Genomic DNA, 16755 nt, shown 5'->3' with positions numbered 1-16755 from the left:
GCGACTAGAGGACGTTTTCAATAATGATCGCAGTGCCCTGCCCCACGCCGACACACATTGTGCAGAGCGCATATCGTCCGCCCGTCCGTTTCAGCTGATGTGCCGCCGTCAACACCAAACGGGCACCCGACATACCCAAAGGGTGGCCCATGGAAATGGCACCTCCATTCGGGTTCACACGGGCATCGTCATCCGCCACACCCAATTCGCGGAGCGTGGCCAGCCCCTGCGCCGCAAAGGCCTCGTTCAATTCTATCACATCCATCTGGTCGATGGTGAGTCCACATCGGTCGAGCAATTTCTGGCTGGCGGGCACCGGCCCGATGCCCATCACGCGCGGTTCCACACCTGCCGAAGCCATGCCGAGGATACGCGCCATCGGGGTCAGACCACTGCTCTCTGCGGCGGCTTCGGAAGCGATGAGCAGCGCCGCGGCGCCATCGTTCACGCCGGAGGCATTTCCGGCCGTCACCGTCAGATCCGCACCATTGATCCCGGGCAGCTTGCCCAGTTTATCAACTGTCGTGCCCGGGCGCGGGTGTTCGTCCGTGTCAAAGACAATCGGCTCCCCTCTGCGTTGTGGGACCTCGACCGGTACGATCTCGTCAGCGAAGATCCCGGCCTCCTGCGCCGCCTGCCAGCGAGCTTGCGACCGGGCAGCAAAGGCATCCTGATCCGCCCGGCTGACGGTGTAGTCTGCCGCCACGTTGTCGGCGGTCTCGGGCATGGAATGGGTCCCATGCGCTGCCTTCATCTTTGGGTTCACGAAGCGCCAGCCGATGGTCGTATCATAGACCGCATTTGCGCGGCTGAAGGGGGCCCCCGCTTTCGGCATCACGAATGGCGCGCGGCTCATGCTTTCCACACCGCCCGCAATCGTCAGATCATAATCGCCCGCCTTGATCCCCCGGGCGGCAAAGCCCACCGCATCCATGCCACTGGCGCAGAGCCGATTGATCGTGGTTCCCGGCACGCTCACCGGCAAACCGGCGAGCAGAACCGCCATACGCGCCACGTTGCGGTTGTCCTCGCCCGCCTGATTGGCATCACCCAGGATGACCTCGTCGATCATCGCGCCGTCAAGCGACGGGTTGCGCGTCATCAGCGCCGCAATAGGCAGCGCCGCAAGATCGTCTGCGCGCACGGACGACAAGGCCCCGCCATAGCGCCCGATGGGTGTCCGCACCCCGTCACAGATCAAAGCCTCAGTCATTGCACCGCCGGAATTCATCGACCACGCGGTTGGTTTTACGGCAGGCAAGCCAAAAACTCAACTAATAAGTTACGCAATTTTTCGCGATCCATTTTTCTGTAACACCTTCAAAGGAATTGCGCTCAAAGGCTGAGGACAATGAAACCTGACTTATGGTTTCGGCCCGTTTTTCACCCGTTGCACGAAGTTGTAGCCGATGATGAGCGCCAGAATGGCGACAAGCCAGAGCATCAGGACACCCGGCCAGACCGCCTCGTGATCACACACACTCAGAATGAAGAGCATGAAGATCACCCCCCCCATCCCGATCCAGACCACCCCAAGGCGGAACGCCAGTTGATGGATGGCACCGCTGTAGAACGACCGTACGGTCATCAGCAGCACCAGCGCAAAAAGGGCCGCAGCGGCAAAAGCCAGATAGGCGCGGTTCGGGCAGGCCCAAGTGCAGACAGTCGAGGCCTGCGCATCAAACGCGCTCAGGTGAACGGGCAAGCGCGGCTGGTTCCAATCAAGCGAAATGGCTTCGCGGATCGCCGGAAAATCGGTGTCGTCCAACCGCGGGACAGGCCAGAACCCCACACCCGAGAAATTGTCCTCGAAATAGATCACATCATCCACGAACTGCGAGAACCGCAGCGTCTCCTCGTCGCGCGTTTCATTTGCCTGCTGGCGCTGAAAGACAAATTCATGTCCGCTCGGCGGCAAGACTGGGAGAATGCTGCGCAGGATCTCCGAGCGTTCCTTGCCGCGGAAATCGCTCCGATCCATGCGCGCGCGCAAGCTTTTTTTCGTCTCGGTCGTGGGCCGCTCCAGGAAGATCAGGATCTTGTGCACGATCTCTGTCTCCAGCTGCTCGCGCGCAGAGAACTGCCCCTCCTCCTGCCCGTCCGCGCGCTTCTGCTCCAGCGTGCGCCCGGTCAGCAACAGATCACTCAGATCACTCAAGACAGGCTGCGCACCTGGCTCATCCACCATCGCGAAATCGACGGCGACGTTGATCTGCTGCTGCTCCGGTTCGGGCAGCTTTGCATGCACGGCGCGCACGATATCGACGATGTTCTGCACATTCAGCTCGCTCAGCGTCTGGCCGGGATAGGGCTCGAAAATCAGCGTGATGCCATCGGGATGGGTCGGATCGAAAAAGGTCGGCAGAGCCGCGCGAATATCGGCCAGGCTGCGCGTCGGAAAGCGTTCGAAGGCTTGCAACTGCCGTGTCATCTCGGTTGTGGCGTCATCGATCTCGCGCGCGGTCCAGTTCGACCAGTCGCGCAGATCGAAGGCCACATCGACCCGGGCGCGGTGCTGATGGGCGGAGTTCACGAAGTCGCGTCGCGCCTCGATCCAGCGGTCCTCGTGCAGCAGCGAGAGGTTGCGGTTGCTCTCATCCCCATTCGGATTGGCATAGGCAAGCTCCATGCCATAAAACGCCAGGCGGCTCACCAGGCCGAAGTCCACCAGTTGCAGCACCTGTGGCGGCGGTGCGTCCTCGCCCTCTGGGGGCTCTGGCGGGTCCGCAAGCGGGGCGAACCAGAACGGGTAGAAGCCATAGACATCCGCCGTAGGCGGCCTGTTCGGCACACAGCCGCAATCGGGCGCGGCCAGCGGGCCAAACACCCGCTCCTTAAACACATCCTCCACCTCGCGCTGCGCTAGCGTCTTGGCCGCTTCGATCAGCTGTGGCGACAACGGCGGATCGCCATCAGGCGTGTTCGGCGCGGGCGGAACCGTGTCCAAGGCCGCACGGAAGAGCCCGCCGTTGGGATATTCAAGCCCGACCAGCGACCGCATCCGCGTGGCGAGGTCCACGCCGGTTGGGTCATCCACCGTCACCCCGATATCCGGCACCGCCAGGATGCGCGCCTTCAACGCAGGCGTCAGTGACCAGGTCGAGAGGATCACAGGCGCGATCTGCGCCATCTTTTCGGCAACTGCGGTGTCAATCTGCTCCTGCGCGACCGGGCGCAGGATGCGGCGCACATCACCTTTCAGGATCTCCGGTTGGGTTGCCGGCAGATAGTTGCTTTGCGCCAGCGCATCACGGAATGCCTCGTTCACGATTGTGCTCGCGATGGCCAGATCGGTCGCGTCGGTGACCCCGATGGTTTCGGGCAAAGGCGGACGGTCAAACTCCGGCACGCCTTCGGGAAGCGTGTCGAGTACGGGCGCCACAGGTTCTGCGGCTGCCGCCAGCGTGGTCGCAGCCAATTCTACCTCCGCGTCAATTGTTGTTGTCACCGCCTCGGAGACCGCTGCCGTGAGGCCAGACATCAGCGTGTCTTCATCCGGTGCAATCCGCCCGATGAACGGCTCCACCACCGGCATCACATCCTGCAGATCCTCCACGAAGCTCAGCGATTTGGTTGCCTGCTCGTCGATCAGGAAGGCGCGCCCAAGCGCCTCGTCACCCAGCACCAGCGCTTCGATCTGATCAAGGCTGCATTGATCGAGGATCGGGCGCAGCTGTCCTTCCAGCGCGGCCCACAGCTGCGCCGCACTTGCAAATTGCATGTCCTTGACCACATCGAATGCCGCCTGAAGATCAACCGGCTCGGTCAGCGCATCGAGGTTCTCTTGCGAAAAGGCAAAGAACCGGGTCGAGCTGTCCGCGGGCGACACCTCGCAGGACGCAGGGCGCACCGGGTCCGGTGGCGCATCCGCAATCTGGGGCGCCTCGGTCTTGCCGGCCTGATACTCCTGCAACAGCGCAAGCACTGCCGGGGGCGAGCCCACGAGCCGCGGCAGCCGCTCACCCGGTGCCAGCGTCAGCCAGGCGCCGAACTGGTCCGAGCTCAGATCGTCGATGGCCTCCGGCAATTGCAGGTCCATCTGGCCGAGCCGCGCCATCCCGGCGAGGAAATCCTCTGCGGTGCCGGTGTTGGGAAAGGTCTGGCAAATCTCGACAAGGGTGTATCCGCGCTCTGGCCCGGCCAGCAGATCGAGCGCGGTTTGCGCCGCCTGCGGCACTGTCGCGGCCACGCTCAAGGCGGTGCAGTCCTGCGGCGGTCCCGCATCGGTCAACACGGCGGCGGCAATCCTGGGTCCTGCCGCAAGGCGCAGTGCCACGCTTGCCACACTGTTCGATGTGGCGAGCTGCGACAGGCGATTGTTGCCGAGCACAAGGCTGCGCCACTCCGGAACCTCCGCCGACAGCGTGCCATAGTCCGTCGCCAGGTCCAGCGTTTGCGGCACATCCGGGCCGTTGCCCGCCCGTGGAATGCCTTCGCAAAGCTCGGTCAGAGCACTCCGCGTGACAGCGCCAAGCAGCCCGTCGCGCAGCAGCGCGCTGTTGTTTTCAAGCGCCGCGCGCAGACCTCTCTGCACGGTTCCAATCTCATAGCCATCCAGCGCATCCGTTTCGATGCTCTGGAAGGCCGCGCAATTGGCCAGCGCAACCACCGGCCAAAGCAGACAGACAAGGCCGACAAGGCAATTGCGGATCATGCGGCGGAACAGAACGCTCATGTGGTGCGGCCCTCTTTGCGCATCTCGGTGGCGATGGCATGTTTGAAGTCGTCAGCGGCGACCGCCTTTTGGCCTCGGCGCAAGGCGGTGATCGCGGCGCTGCGCGCCACGTTCGAGATCGCCCCGCCAACGAGCGGATGTTCCTTAGACAGCTGCTCCAGATCCACGTCGTCGGCGAGCGGCACATCGGCCAGAACATTGGTCCAGATTTGCCGTCGCTGGCCTGCGTCGGGTTTGACGAAACCCACCGACATCTGGAACCGGCGGAAGAACGCATCATCGAGATTGCTGCGCAGGTTGGTGGCGAGGATAACAAGGCTCTCGCAATCCTCGATCCGCTGCAGCAGGTAAGACACTTCCTGATTGGCATATCGGTCGTTCGACGAGCTTGTCGCAGTGCGCGCGCCAAAAAGCGCGTCCGCCTCGTCAAAGAAGAGGATCCACTCGCGCTCTGCGGCCAGATCGAAGATCAACCCGAGGTTCTTTTCCGTCTCGCCAATGTATTTCGACACCACCATCGACAGATCGACCCGGTAGACATCCATCCCTGTGCGCTTGCCCAGCAGCGAGGCGGTCAGCGTCTTGCCGGTGCCCGGCGGGCCATAGAACAGCGCTTTGAACCCGCGCCCGAAATGGCGCCCCAGCCCCCAGTCCGACAAGATGACATCGCGGTTCTCAAGCCACGCGAGGATGTGACCCAGCGCGTGATGCAGATCATTGGGCAGCACCAGGTCGGACCACTCGAGCGCGGTCTGCAGCCGCTGTGCCGGAAACCCGGGCGCGTAATCTGGCTTTGGCGTGGTCCCGTCACAGAGCGCCACCAGCCGGTGCACAGGCAGCGTCAGCACATGCGCAAAGGTCGGGGCATCGGGGGTCGGCGGGCTCAGCGTCACGCCCACCTTCTTGCGCAGCGGATGGTCCGCCTCGAACAGCGACATGGCCGCGATCCGCGCGGGCGTGTCGGTTCCTGCCAGCAGAAACAACGCCGTCTCTGCCGTGGGCTGGAACCCGCCGCCCTGCATCCCGGTCCCCCCGAATTGCGAAAAGGCGCGGTCGATGGCGCTGTTCTTCACAAAAAACGGATCAAGAACCGCCGAATTCACATGCGGCGCGATGGCCAACGCGAGGACCAGCCGCGTTTTCAGGTCAAGCTCATTCTGTGTGATAAGCTCCCGCAGCGCCGATCCCACCGGCGGTGCAGGCGGGTCCGGGAAGGCGAAGTCCGCGCCCGGCGCGTCGAAGAAATGCGTCAGCCGCGCTTCGATGACCTGGCCGAGCCACGCAAGCTCGGCCGCGATCGCCGTGGCATGGCATTCCACGACCGTCAGTTCAAAGCCCGGGTCACGCACATCATCCATCCTGTGATCTCCAGCTCACGTGGCAGGGGGTTGTCATCCAGGGCAATGCGACCACCCCATCAAGCGTCCATGGCAGGCCGTCAAGCAGCATGTCGAAAGGGCCCGGGTCAACGCGCAGATGGGCGCCCGCCTCATCGACCCTGATCTGACCGCCGCGGCGGATGAAGGCATCCTGCAACCCCTTTGGCGAGGTCTGCCCCAGCTTCGACCACTGCGCGATGACCGACCGCATGAGCCCGTCAATGAGCGTGATCTGTGCGTCGTCCAGCTCGACAAACGGCGGCGGCGGCCTGTCGTCCGTCAACCCCAGCAGCAGCCGGGCGAGCGGGTCCATCGGCTGCTGCGGGTCGCGCGCGCCCGCCAGTGTCGCCAGCGCCGCGCGCGCCTGTGCAAGGCGATCCGGCTGCATCGTATTGTCCGGCTCCAGGAGATCGAGCCGCGAAAACAGCAGTTTCAGGAACGGATGAAACAGGACCAGCCCCGCGTGTTGGGTCAGAAGCCGGTTCATGGATTGATCCGGTGAAGCTGGCGCAGGCGGCGACACCTCCGAGATCGACGGTGGCATATTCTCAGCGCCGTCGAAGATCTCCCGGAGTGCCGACAGCAGCGGCTGCTTATGCGCTGCTGTACGCGGCCCGGCCGCATAGGTGAGCCGCGCGATCAGCTGGCGCAGAAGAGCTTGCTGGTCCGCGTCCTGCGGCGCCAGAACGTCAAGCAGGTGGCGTAGTAACCCCGCCAAATCCGTCGGCTGAGCCCCCGCCCGCGCGATCAGTTCAAGCAACACCCGGCGCGGCAGCACATCCTTCAAGGTCGCAGACAGGTCAGAGACATCAGAGACATCAGAGACATCAGAGACATCAGAGACATCAGAGACATCAGAGACATCAGAGACATCAGAGACATCAGAGACATCAGAGACATCAGAGACATCAGAGACATCAGAGACATCAGAGACATCAGAGACATCAGAGACATCAGAGACATCAGAGACATCAGAGACATCAGAGACATCAGATTCCGGACCCGCCCCGCGGTCAAGAGCGGATATGCGGCGCGCGAGTTGAAGGCGGGTACTGTCCGGTGTGGCCGACCAGATAAGATCGAACATCGGACGCACCTCGGACACCGATGACCCAAAGGCGGCCGACGCCAGCGCATCAACGGCGGCATCTTGGTCAGACACATCCGCTGCGGCAGCGTCACTCATCTGCGGATCGGATGCGACCCCTTCCCTTGTTTCCACTGCGTCCGATGCGATTGGCGCAGCGCTGCCCACCGCGCCATCGCGTGTGGTCGGCGTCGGATTGTCCTGCCCGGCGCCAGGCGGATCAGATTCCGGGGATGGAGTTTGTGCATCCCGTTCAGGTCGATCCGAAGCTCCAAACCTCTCCGTATGTTGAGTCAGGTCGCGACTTGCCTCGTCTCTGTGAACGACTGCTGGATCGTTTTGCCGCTCAGCCTCATCGGACTGCGCTCGACGGTCAGTCTCGGCATCGACAGCATCTTTCGACCTGTCCCGGGACAGGGCTTGATCATCGGGCGTGACGACCGAATTCGATGCTCCCATGTCCTCGGATGAGTCCACCTTAGCGGTATCCCTGTTCGAGACAGACATGTCCTCTCGAGACTCATCCGCAATGCGATCCGCTTTGGGGGATCCGGATGTCCCGGGTGCTGTCCCCGCAAGGGTCGGCTCTTCAGCGATATGATCCGGCTGCATTGACCCATCGGCATCCCTCCACACCTTCGGTTGTGCAGTGACGGAAAACGAGTGCTCAGAATGCCGACGGAACACGGGCACACCCGCACGATCATCCCTGTCAGCCCGTGTTGAACCTAAGGGGTCCGACGTCCCGGAAACTCTGTCGCGCAGGCTCTCATCGTCCAGCCCATCGCCCGCCTGACCACCAGTCGCCTCGACGGCATCTTCTCTATCAGCAGCAGCAGACCGCTCGGAGGCGACGTCGGAGTCTATGCTCTGGGAGGCGGATGCCGATTTGATCACGCGTTCCGCTGAGGTTTCGACATCGGACGACGGTGTACCCCTGCGAGCGCTTGCGAAATCGTCGAAGGACCGATGCACAAACCGGGCAGATGTGCTCGCGTCTGGGCTCTCCGGCTGGTGGTGACTTACCCGTGCCGATATGTCCGCCCGATCTCCATCTTCCACGTCGGATAACCCACGCAGATCACCCCGGACCAGCAACGCAAGCACGCGACGCCACGCTTCTTGGCGCACAATCGGACTGCGGGCTGCTTCCAGCCGCGCCTCTGTCTCTTGCGGAGGAACCGGCCCCTCCTCGCCGGAGCGACCACTGGGCTCATGACCCGTCACGGCGGCCGCCTCCGCCAGATCGATCGGCCGGTCGTCCAGAACTGCACGCAGCACTGCCATGAGCGATGTCCGCGGCGCCTTCGCCCGCGCCACCATGTCGGTCACACTGTCGCGAAACTCCGGCCCGGCCTGCGGCAGAACCGTATCAAGCAGCGCCCACAGAGCGGCCACGTCAAGTTGGCGCAGATGCGCGTCGACGGCCTCTGGCTCGCTCACCCATCTCGCTTTCAATGCCGTCGCATCAAGAGGAAACGCACTTGCATCAAAGGTATCAGCGGATGAGGGATGCTCCCGAAACTCACTCTCTACCGCACCGTCCGGAGCGACACCCGGACCCGATGCAGGCGTCTGCACGTCGTCATCGGCAACCGGTGGAGAAGCTGGCGCATGGGCATTGGCAGGCGCTTTGGAACCACCTTGGGCCGCCCCCAAATCAGATCGCGGCGTTCCTTCAGAAACCGAACCCTGTATCGCTTCATCGGTCTCAGCAAACCCCGAAGACATGGCAAAACCGACGGGCCGCAGCAGCAGCTGCGCCGTCATCCGGGCCGCAAAGACGCGGGCACTTGGCGCCGTATGCCCGGCAGCCTCAAAGACTGCGGCCAAGGCGCTCTGCACATCCGCGGGCGGCAAGGGGGCGTCGGTGGATCCGTCACTCTCGGAAACGCGTGCCAAAAACTGACGGTGCGCGGCCTGCGGCAAAGAGCGCAGCAGGTGATCGAAGCCAGATGGGTCTGCCCTGCGCAAGCTCCGCAACAGCTCAAACGCCGACTCGCCCTCAAGACGCGCCAGCAAGTCGGCGACACGCTCTACATCAAAACACTCGTGTGAGGAGGAGGCCTCGTCGGTCGGTCGCTCCGCCGTATCCGCTAGACGGTGCGGGGTTGTCGCAGAACCCCGTCCCCAGTAGTCCGTCTGCACAAAGCTTTGGCGGCGCTCGCTCTGCGCCAAGGCGCCCAAAGTCGACGCCGCCTCGGCCGGCCTCTGCCATTCACCGTCCGCAGCACCACGCCTGCGCAGATAGGGCGCAAGAGCGATCCTTAGCTGCTCACAAAAATGCGCCCGCACTGCTGGCCAGTCCGGCGCTGCTGGCCACTGCCCGAGATCGATCTCCAGACGATCCACCACCGCGTCCGACGCTGCAAGGTCCCCCTGCCCGAAAGCCGTCTCCAGCGCGGGTACGAGTTCCATCCGCACCTGCTGTGCCAACCGTTCGGGCGCCCCAATCGGCCCATCGGTCTCTGCGATCACGAACTCGGTGATGAACGACCCGATCATGTGGCGCGTGTCGTCGTCGGCACGGGGCAGCGGCAGGCTCATACGCGCCCCTCCGCCTCGGTCAGAAAGGCCCGCAGCGCGCCGCGATCATCCGGTGTCGCATCGGGCTGATCAACCTGCGCCTTCAGCGTGTGAAAACGGGCCATATCTGCCAGATCAAGCCACAGCAGCGAGACGACCAGATGCGCCGGCGCCAACTGCTGCACAAGCTCGGCGACATAGCTGCGATAGCTATCGAGTGCGGTCCGCGCCGTCCATCCGGTCAGCACCAGCGCGCACCGGTTCGGGGCGAAACCGCGATCCTCGGTGCGCAGAAGAACGTCCTCGACCAGGTAGGCGACCTCCGCCTCTTCATGCAGGGCGCGCCAGCTTGCCCGCAGACGATTGACGCAGGTGATCGCCTGTGCCTTGTCGGCTGTCGTTTCGACCTCATAGAGCGCCTCGGCATCGCCGCTGTCGAACACCACGGCGTAGCGCCCGCCGCTCACCGGTGTGATGGCAAAGGCATCCGGGTCAGCCGCCCGCCGGAACAGCAAAGGCGTGAGCGCATCGTCGGCCACCCACGGGCTGTGCTTTTGCAGTTCCTCCGGCGGAAATGGCTCGGCGTCATCGTCGCGCGGCACGATCATGTCGAAGGGGTTGAGGGGCAGCAGCAGATCTTTCCGCGCAAAGGTGGGCGCGGGTGGCTCCGCCTGATCCGACAACTGCCAGCGAAGATCGCCCAAACCCTGCGCACCTGCCACCTGCACCGACAAATCCGCCAGCATCCCAAGACGCGCCATGAACCCGCCCGGCGCGACACCGTGAGGCCCGGTCCCCCGCGCGGCATCCAGCTCCGGCAGCGCGCGCAGGATCATCAGCCGCCAGGCCAACGCAAAATCCTGCCGCGCGGCAGCTGACCGATACTGATGCAGCCCGGTGTGCCGGATCGCCGGTAAGGTCTCGCCCTGCAGGGCCAGCAGCAGATCAAGCAACTTCACCCGCCGCGCGTGCATCGCGGGATCATCGGTCGCCCGGTCGGTCTCCGCCGTGAAGAGCCGCGGCAACTCCGCGAGCGCGGCGGACATGTCATCGAGCTGCGCGTTGATGGCGCCACGATACTGCAGAAAGAGGTCATCCTCACGCTGTGCCGCCTTCGGCACCGACTGCACAGCCCGGCCCTCTGCGCGCCCATCGCCATAGATGCGATAGATCGCGGGCAGCATGTCATCCACATGGCAGCGATCAAACCGCCGCCGGCGTCCGTCTGTCAGCACCGACCAATCCGCGTCGTCCAGATGGTGGTGCGCGCGCGAAATGCTCTCAGCCGCGACGCGGATGTATTCCTCCTGAATGCGGTTGTGATCGAGGGTCAGGACATTGTCGCCTACCCGCAGCGTGAGTTCGATTTCATCCGCAGCAGCGGGCAGCACCAGGGCCGGATAGGTCGGCTTCAGCGTATCCTGCCCCGGCTCCAGCGGCAATTCACGGAACGACAGCGGCCCGATGTCCCGGATGCCGGGGATGGCGCGCAGCCGCGCCAGATGCACATCGATATCCGGCATCCGCGCACCCGTCTCGGCGCGCGGCCGGAAAAAGAGCTCAGGTGCGGCATAAACCGCCGCCCGCGTGGCCCCGGCCTTTGTCTTCTCATCCGGCGCCCGTCCGCGCAGGATCGCCGAGACATTGTAATAGAACCAAGCCGCCACACGCTCCGGGTCTGCGGTCGGGCTGATCTCGATCTCACAATTCAACACCGTCTCGCGCTTGCGCGCGATCACCACCTCGGAGAGATCCGTCGCCAGGGGCCGGACGCGGGCAAAGCTCTCCCGCACACGCACGGCGAGGGCGTTCTCGTCGATGTCCTCCTGCTCGTCGGGGATGACAACGACCGAATAGAGGCCCGGCGTCGATGTCTGCGACACCCAGGCGCGGGCCACGTCCGGCTGGTCCGAAAGATAGGAGGTCAAGTCCAGATCGGTCACCGGCGCGCCCGGCAAGACGCTGCGCGGATTGTAGAGCGCCAGATCCGTATAGCGCAGCGCCCCGAGATCATCGGTCAGCAAATCGCGGATCGGATGCGCCGCCTGATAACCGATTTCGCTGAGCGCAAAGCAGGTCTGCTCGAGCAGGGTCACCCCCGGATCATGCAGGTTGTAATCCGTCCAGATGTTGCCAGATGCCGCTTGCGCAAAGGCGATCGCCTGCGCGCGCAGGCTGTCAAAATCCGTGGCCACGGGCCCGCTCACAGCAGCCCCTCATCGCGGTCGCCCTCGCCGCGCGAGCCGCCCATGGTTGCGTCGAACCACAGCCGGGTCAGCCCATAGCGGATCACCATCCCCTTGCCGAACCGCGCGTTCGAGCGGATCTGCAGCTTGAAGAAATGCCGCCCCTCGCCCGCCACCCAGCGCAGTTTCAACCGGTCGGCATAGCTGCCATAGACGGCGGTCTGCGCCCGGATGCTGCGCCGCCGGAACATCCAGTTCAGGATCGGATTGCGCGGGTGAAACGCATTCATCGCAATGGCATGCAGCATCGAATAGCGCCCGGTGCGCGGCGTGCCGCCGACGCCCGCCATAACCTCAAAGGCCTGACAGCCGGTGATGTCCGGCGTGATGTCGTGCCATCTTCCATCCGCGGGCACATGCGGAATATCGGCGGACTGCACGCCGATTCGCCCACCCATCCGCGCCACCCCGTCCACGTCCAGCCGCCACGCCGGAGCGTCGGTGTTCAGCCCCGTCCGCCCGTCCGCCGTCAGGCACAGGCCCAGCGGTTGTGGCGGCGCACCTGGCGCCTCGGGGTCATCCAACAGCGAGGGTTCGGGTCGCAGATGCAGCGCGCCCTCGGTCTTGCCATGCTCCATCACCCAAGAGGCACGCGGCGCGCCCAACCCCTTGTAAAAGCTCATGATCCGCAGCGATGTGCCCACCGAGTTCAACTGCAGCCCATCGCCTGGCGTCTTGGCAAAGCCATCTTCCACCTGGTTCACGCTGCTGTCGATCAGGTCGCGGTATTCGCGCGCCGTGGGCAAGGCCCCGTCGCGGAAAAACGATTTCAGAGTGGTGCGATCCTGTTTGGTCACGAGGGACTCCTTTGTCCGACGATGAAATTCTCGCCCACCGACAAGCGCCCGATACCGCTCTGCACCGGTGTCTCGGTCTGCGTCGCCTGCACGATGGTCAGCGCGTGTTCTCGGGCCGAGAGCGGCAGGCTCCAGGGCCGCGAGCCGCGCAGCACTGGCCCGATAGTGCCGCGCCAGTCTGCTTGCGCGGAATCGAGCAGCACATGCGCACCAGCGTCATCCGCCGCCAGATGCAAAAGTGAGAAATCGGTGACGCCGCGCACGTATTCCAGATCGTTCACATAGGCGTTCAGCATCTTCAGATTGATCGACCAGCCGAACCGGCCGAGCGTCGGCGGTGCGGTCCAGACCGACAGATACCGCCGCAGATCACGCTGCAGCCGCTGCGCCATCGCCCCATCGTCGCGGTAAGGGTCAAAGGCCAGCTTGGCGCGCACATAGAGCCGGTCATAAGCGGGGTTGGCGACCTCGATATCGGCGAAGCCCGAGGCATGCGCCTGCACATAGTCGCGGATGCGCTGCAACGTGCCCACGTCAAACATCTGCGCCGAGGGCTCGCTGGGAGGTTGCCGCACCACCACCAGCATCGCCTGCCCCGGCGCCGGGGCCGGATCGTCGCGCCGCATGCTGGCAAGGCACTTCGCCATCCAGACCTCGGGGAAGGCGTCGAGCACCAGCCGTTCCACGTCCCACGGGGTCACAGCGCGTTTGCGATGACGCAGCCGTTCGGCCACCCGCGCCACGAAAGCGTCGCGCTGTTCGGGCGGGCGCACCTCGGCCGGCGTAGGGATTTCAGTGATCGAGGCCACCCCGGGCTGCGCCGGATCGAAGGTCCAGACCCGGTCGCGGTCCTGCCCGTGGTAACTCTCGTCAGTGCAGCGGGCCCAGACCCCATTGGTCTGCAGCCCTGCAAGCGTCGGGAAGGCACTGAGGTCCGGCTCGGTCGCCACGGCCGCCATCCACACGCCCCCCTCGGGCATCTCGGGCGAATGCGCGGCAGCATCCTCTGGCAGATCGACCATCACTAGCCCCGAGCGCATCAGCCCCGCGGTGGTATCCGACGAGATCGCGGTATCCGGCAGCTCCGCCCAGCCATGGGCGGCGAGGTAGTACCACTTCACCGGATTGGGCCGCGGCACCAGCCGCAGATGCCCACTCTCGGCCATATTGAAGAGCAGCGGCACAGGCCCCGTGGCCTGGTCACCCGTCAGATGCAGGAAGAGATGTCCATAGCCCAGCCGCGGCGGGAAGAGCCCGATCTCGCGCAGCATCCTCTTGGGGAAAACCTCGACCTGCCCAAACGGGTTGATCTGAATGATGCGCTCGCCCGGGTTGGCCGCATCCGGCGCGTTCACCTCGATTGTCGCCTGCGCCGTGTAAGACAGCGAAAACGCGTCAATCTTGGGCACGAAGGGCGGCGGCGGGATCTTGCGCTCACCAAACGGGATAAGCCGGGGCCGCATCGCCTCGACCAGCGCCAGCGGGTATTGATCCGCGTGAAACCCGCCTGCCGTGCCCATCAGCGACAGGCGCACGGCGCCTGCGGGCAGGCTCTGGCGCGCCGCAAACATCTCGGGCCGCACCCGACCGGTGGCCCGCACCGAATGTCCCTTGACGCGCCCGCCAAAGCTGCGCTCGGCCATCAGTTCACCCGTGACCGGCTCCGTCTCGAACAACGGCAATTCGGGTTCGGCCACTGGCTTCCAGCCGTCCCCGCTGAGATAGCTCACCGAGAGGGTTGGCTGCGGCGTGTCCGGTTTGCCCGCATAATCCTTGTAATGAGCCTCGAACCCACCCAGCGGATCGGGCCGGTCAGCCCAGACCAGCTCCACCCCGATCTCGGTCACCGGCTTCTGCGCCATCTCGGGGCTCGCCACGATGAAGGTGGCGCCATCCTGCGGGCGCGCCCCGAAGGGCAGGAAAGACTGGTCCACCGCCAGCGGGCCGTCATCCGACCAGGCGCGCAGTTTCTGCATGCCCGCAACCGTAACCTCGATGCCGATGGATTCGAGCGTATAGCTTTCAAAGAACGACACCGGGCAGATCCGTGGGTTGGCCGCGTTGCGCAAAAACAGCGTGGGTGCGGGCATCCCCTCGCCCGCCGCAATCTCCGGCATGCCCGAGGTCAGCTCCAGTACCAGCGTCATGCCCGCCACGCCGGTCTGCATCGACGGCAGCACCTGAGTCACTGCGGCACGGATCGGGCCGTCCTTGGTGCTGAGCGTCGCCTCGAAAGCATCGCCCAACAGCTTCTGGAACAGATCCTCCGGCGTCAGCGTCTCCTGCCCGTCCGTAAAGAGATCGAGGATCATCGAGCCGGGCGCACCGCCGTCCCGCGCGACCTGCCGCACCCCTTCGGAGAGCGCCTTGTGATGTGTGCCGATCAGTTTGTTCAGCAGGCTCCGAAACGCCCCGCTCGGAAACGGCACCCGCTCAATCAGGCAGAGCGTCACGACCCGACCCAGCAGCAGGCGCAGCTGGTCCGCCGTCTCAACCTGCGTGGCGAGATAGTGGTACAGCCCGCTGAGACAGATGGTCTGGCCGCTCTCGGCCGCCATCTGCTCGGCCTCCCTGGCGATGCGCAAGAGCCCCCGCTGCGGCCTTTCGGGGTGAAAGGCCTGCACCAGCGCGGGGTCCGATTGCAGCGTCACCAGCGTCTCGGCACCGGCCAACCCATCCTCAGAGGCCGCGCCGGTCTCAACCGGTTCCGGCAAAGCGGGCAGCCCCGAGGCGCGTTGCAGGTTCAGCGACATGGTGATGCGCCGCCGTCCCTGCGCCAGCGCCAGCATGGGCGAGCTGATGTCGAGCCCCATGCGCGCCGGCCCCATCGTGCCAACGCCAAAGACCCCCTGCCCCGCAGCCTCAATGCCCGGTTGGTCAAGCGGCACCTCGGCCCCCGGCTGCCAATGGGTCACCTGCAGTCCGGTGATGCCGCCCAGCTCCGCGTTGAAGGAAATCTGCGGGTCGGTCTCATAGGTCAGCGTCGCCACCGATTTGAGCTGCGATGAGCTCACATGCACCGGCGCCTCGGTCGCAAAACTCTGCACCGTGTTGTCCGCCTTGCGCGCGGTCAGCCGTGCCCCGTCCGGCACGACCAGCGCCTGCCGTCCCGCACCCAGATGCAAGAGCACGCGCTCGGGCGAGGCGCGCGCCGGGGTCTGGCCGATGATGTCCCGATAGTAAAACTGCACGACGCGCTCAACCACATCGTTGATCGCCCCGTCGACCAGCAAGGCCGCCCGCAACTCCGCGATCAGCAGCCCAAGTGCCGGATCCATATCTCCCGATTTGATGCGCGCCTCAAACGCGGCCAGCGCATGGGGCCGCAGCGTCTCCACCGCATTGCGCAACAGCGCATGGGTCGAACGGTACGCCGTCAACAGCGCCCGCGCCTGCGACAGCGCATCGCCCCGGCGGCGGCTGATGATCGGCGTGGTGCTGCGAATGACGCGCATCACGCCGGTGGGTGCCACGCCCGCCAATGCCTCCAGCCGCGCTTCCAGATCGGCCTCCGCGTTGAGCTGCTGCACCTGCTTGGAAAACTGCGACGGCTGGCGCACCGGCAGCCGCGCGATCCAGTCCTTGAGCTGCCGCGCCAGCTCCCAGATAAGGTGGCCCGCCGCCTCCGGGTCGGTCTCGTTCGCCCGGTCAAAGGCAAAGGCCGCGTGGCGCACATCAAAGGCAATCAGCTCCGAATAGGTATAGGCTGGTTCAGCCCGAAAAAGCCGCACCCACGGCCCCGACCGCTTGTCGAGCACGCCTTGTGGCACATCTTTAGCGTGCAAGCGCCGGCCCGCCTTGCAGAAGGCTTCGGCCAGCGTCTCGGGCCGCACATCTGTGCGCGCCTGCGCCAGCGCGGACGGCAGCCGGTCACTGCTGAGCGACCCTGGTGTTACAAGAATATCGTCCCATTTCCGATGCACGGCAGCTATCGACACCTTTGGCAATTCAAAAGAAACGGCCACCCCGGACCGCGAAAACGTGAGCAATCATAAACAGTTGAGAAAAAGCAGAGCCCCTGCAACTCTATGACCCCATGTGACAG

Annotated in this window: 7 protein-coding genes; all 7 read right to left on the bottom strand. The window is 64.6% G+C overall.

Annotation, left to right across the window (positions count from 1 at the left end):
- Nucleotides 1-4: 4 nt before the first annotated feature.
- Nucleotides 5-1213 carry a 3-oxoadipyl-CoA thiolase gene (gene pcaF, locus ACVC7O_RS23030; protein ID WP_458326551.1) on the bottom strand — a complete coding sequence of 403 codons (1209 nt, stop codon included), beginning with the start codon at nucleotides 1211-1213 and terminating at the stop codon, nucleotides 5-7.
- 150 nt (nucleotides 1214-1363) lie between these two features.
- A complete protein-coding gene (locus ACVC7O_RS23025) occupies nucleotides 1364-4675 on the bottom strand; it encodes a hypothetical protein (protein WP_458326550.1) in 3312 nt (1103 codons plus the stop codon).
- Nucleotides 4672-6033: an ATP-binding protein gene (locus ACVC7O_RS23020; protein WP_458326549.1), complete on the bottom strand. Its 1362-nt coding sequence runs from the start codon at nucleotides 6031-6033 to the stop codon at nucleotides 4672-4674. Before ACVC7O_RS23020 ends, ACVC7O_RS23025 begins: the two co-directional genes overlap by 4 nt.
- A complete protein-coding gene (locus ACVC7O_RS23015) occupies nucleotides 6026-9688 on the bottom strand; it encodes a contractile injection system tape measure protein (RefSeq protein WP_458326548.1) in 3663 nt (1220 codons plus the stop codon). Before ACVC7O_RS23015 ends, ACVC7O_RS23020 begins: the two co-directional genes overlap by 8 nt.
- Nucleotides 9685-11874 carry a hypothetical protein gene (locus tag ACVC7O_RS23010; RefSeq protein WP_458326547.1) on the bottom strand — a complete coding sequence of 730 codons (2190 nt, stop codon included), beginning with the start codon at nucleotides 11872-11874 and terminating at the stop codon, nucleotides 9685-9687. Before ACVC7O_RS23010 ends, ACVC7O_RS23015 begins: the two co-directional genes overlap by 4 nt.
- Nucleotides 11871-12710 (bottom strand): hypothetical protein, encoded by an 840-nt coding sequence (locus ACVC7O_RS23005; protein ID WP_458326546.1) that lies wholly within the window; start codon nucleotides 12708-12710, stop codon nucleotides 11871-11873. The genes ACVC7O_RS23010 and ACVC7O_RS23005 overlap by 4 nt, the downstream gene beginning before the upstream one ends.
- Entirely contained in the window at nucleotides 12707-16648 is a 3942-nt protein-coding gene (locus ACVC7O_RS23000) for a hypothetical protein (RefSeq protein ID WP_458326545.1), read from the bottom strand. The genes ACVC7O_RS23005 and ACVC7O_RS23000 overlap by 4 nt, the downstream gene beginning before the upstream one ends.
- Between the last annotated feature and the right edge of the window lie 107 nt (nucleotides 16649-16755).

The sequence above is a fragment of the Roseobacter cerffii genome (genome assembly GCF_054226325.1).
This window is presented reverse-complemented; position numbering and strand designations above follow the sequence as displayed.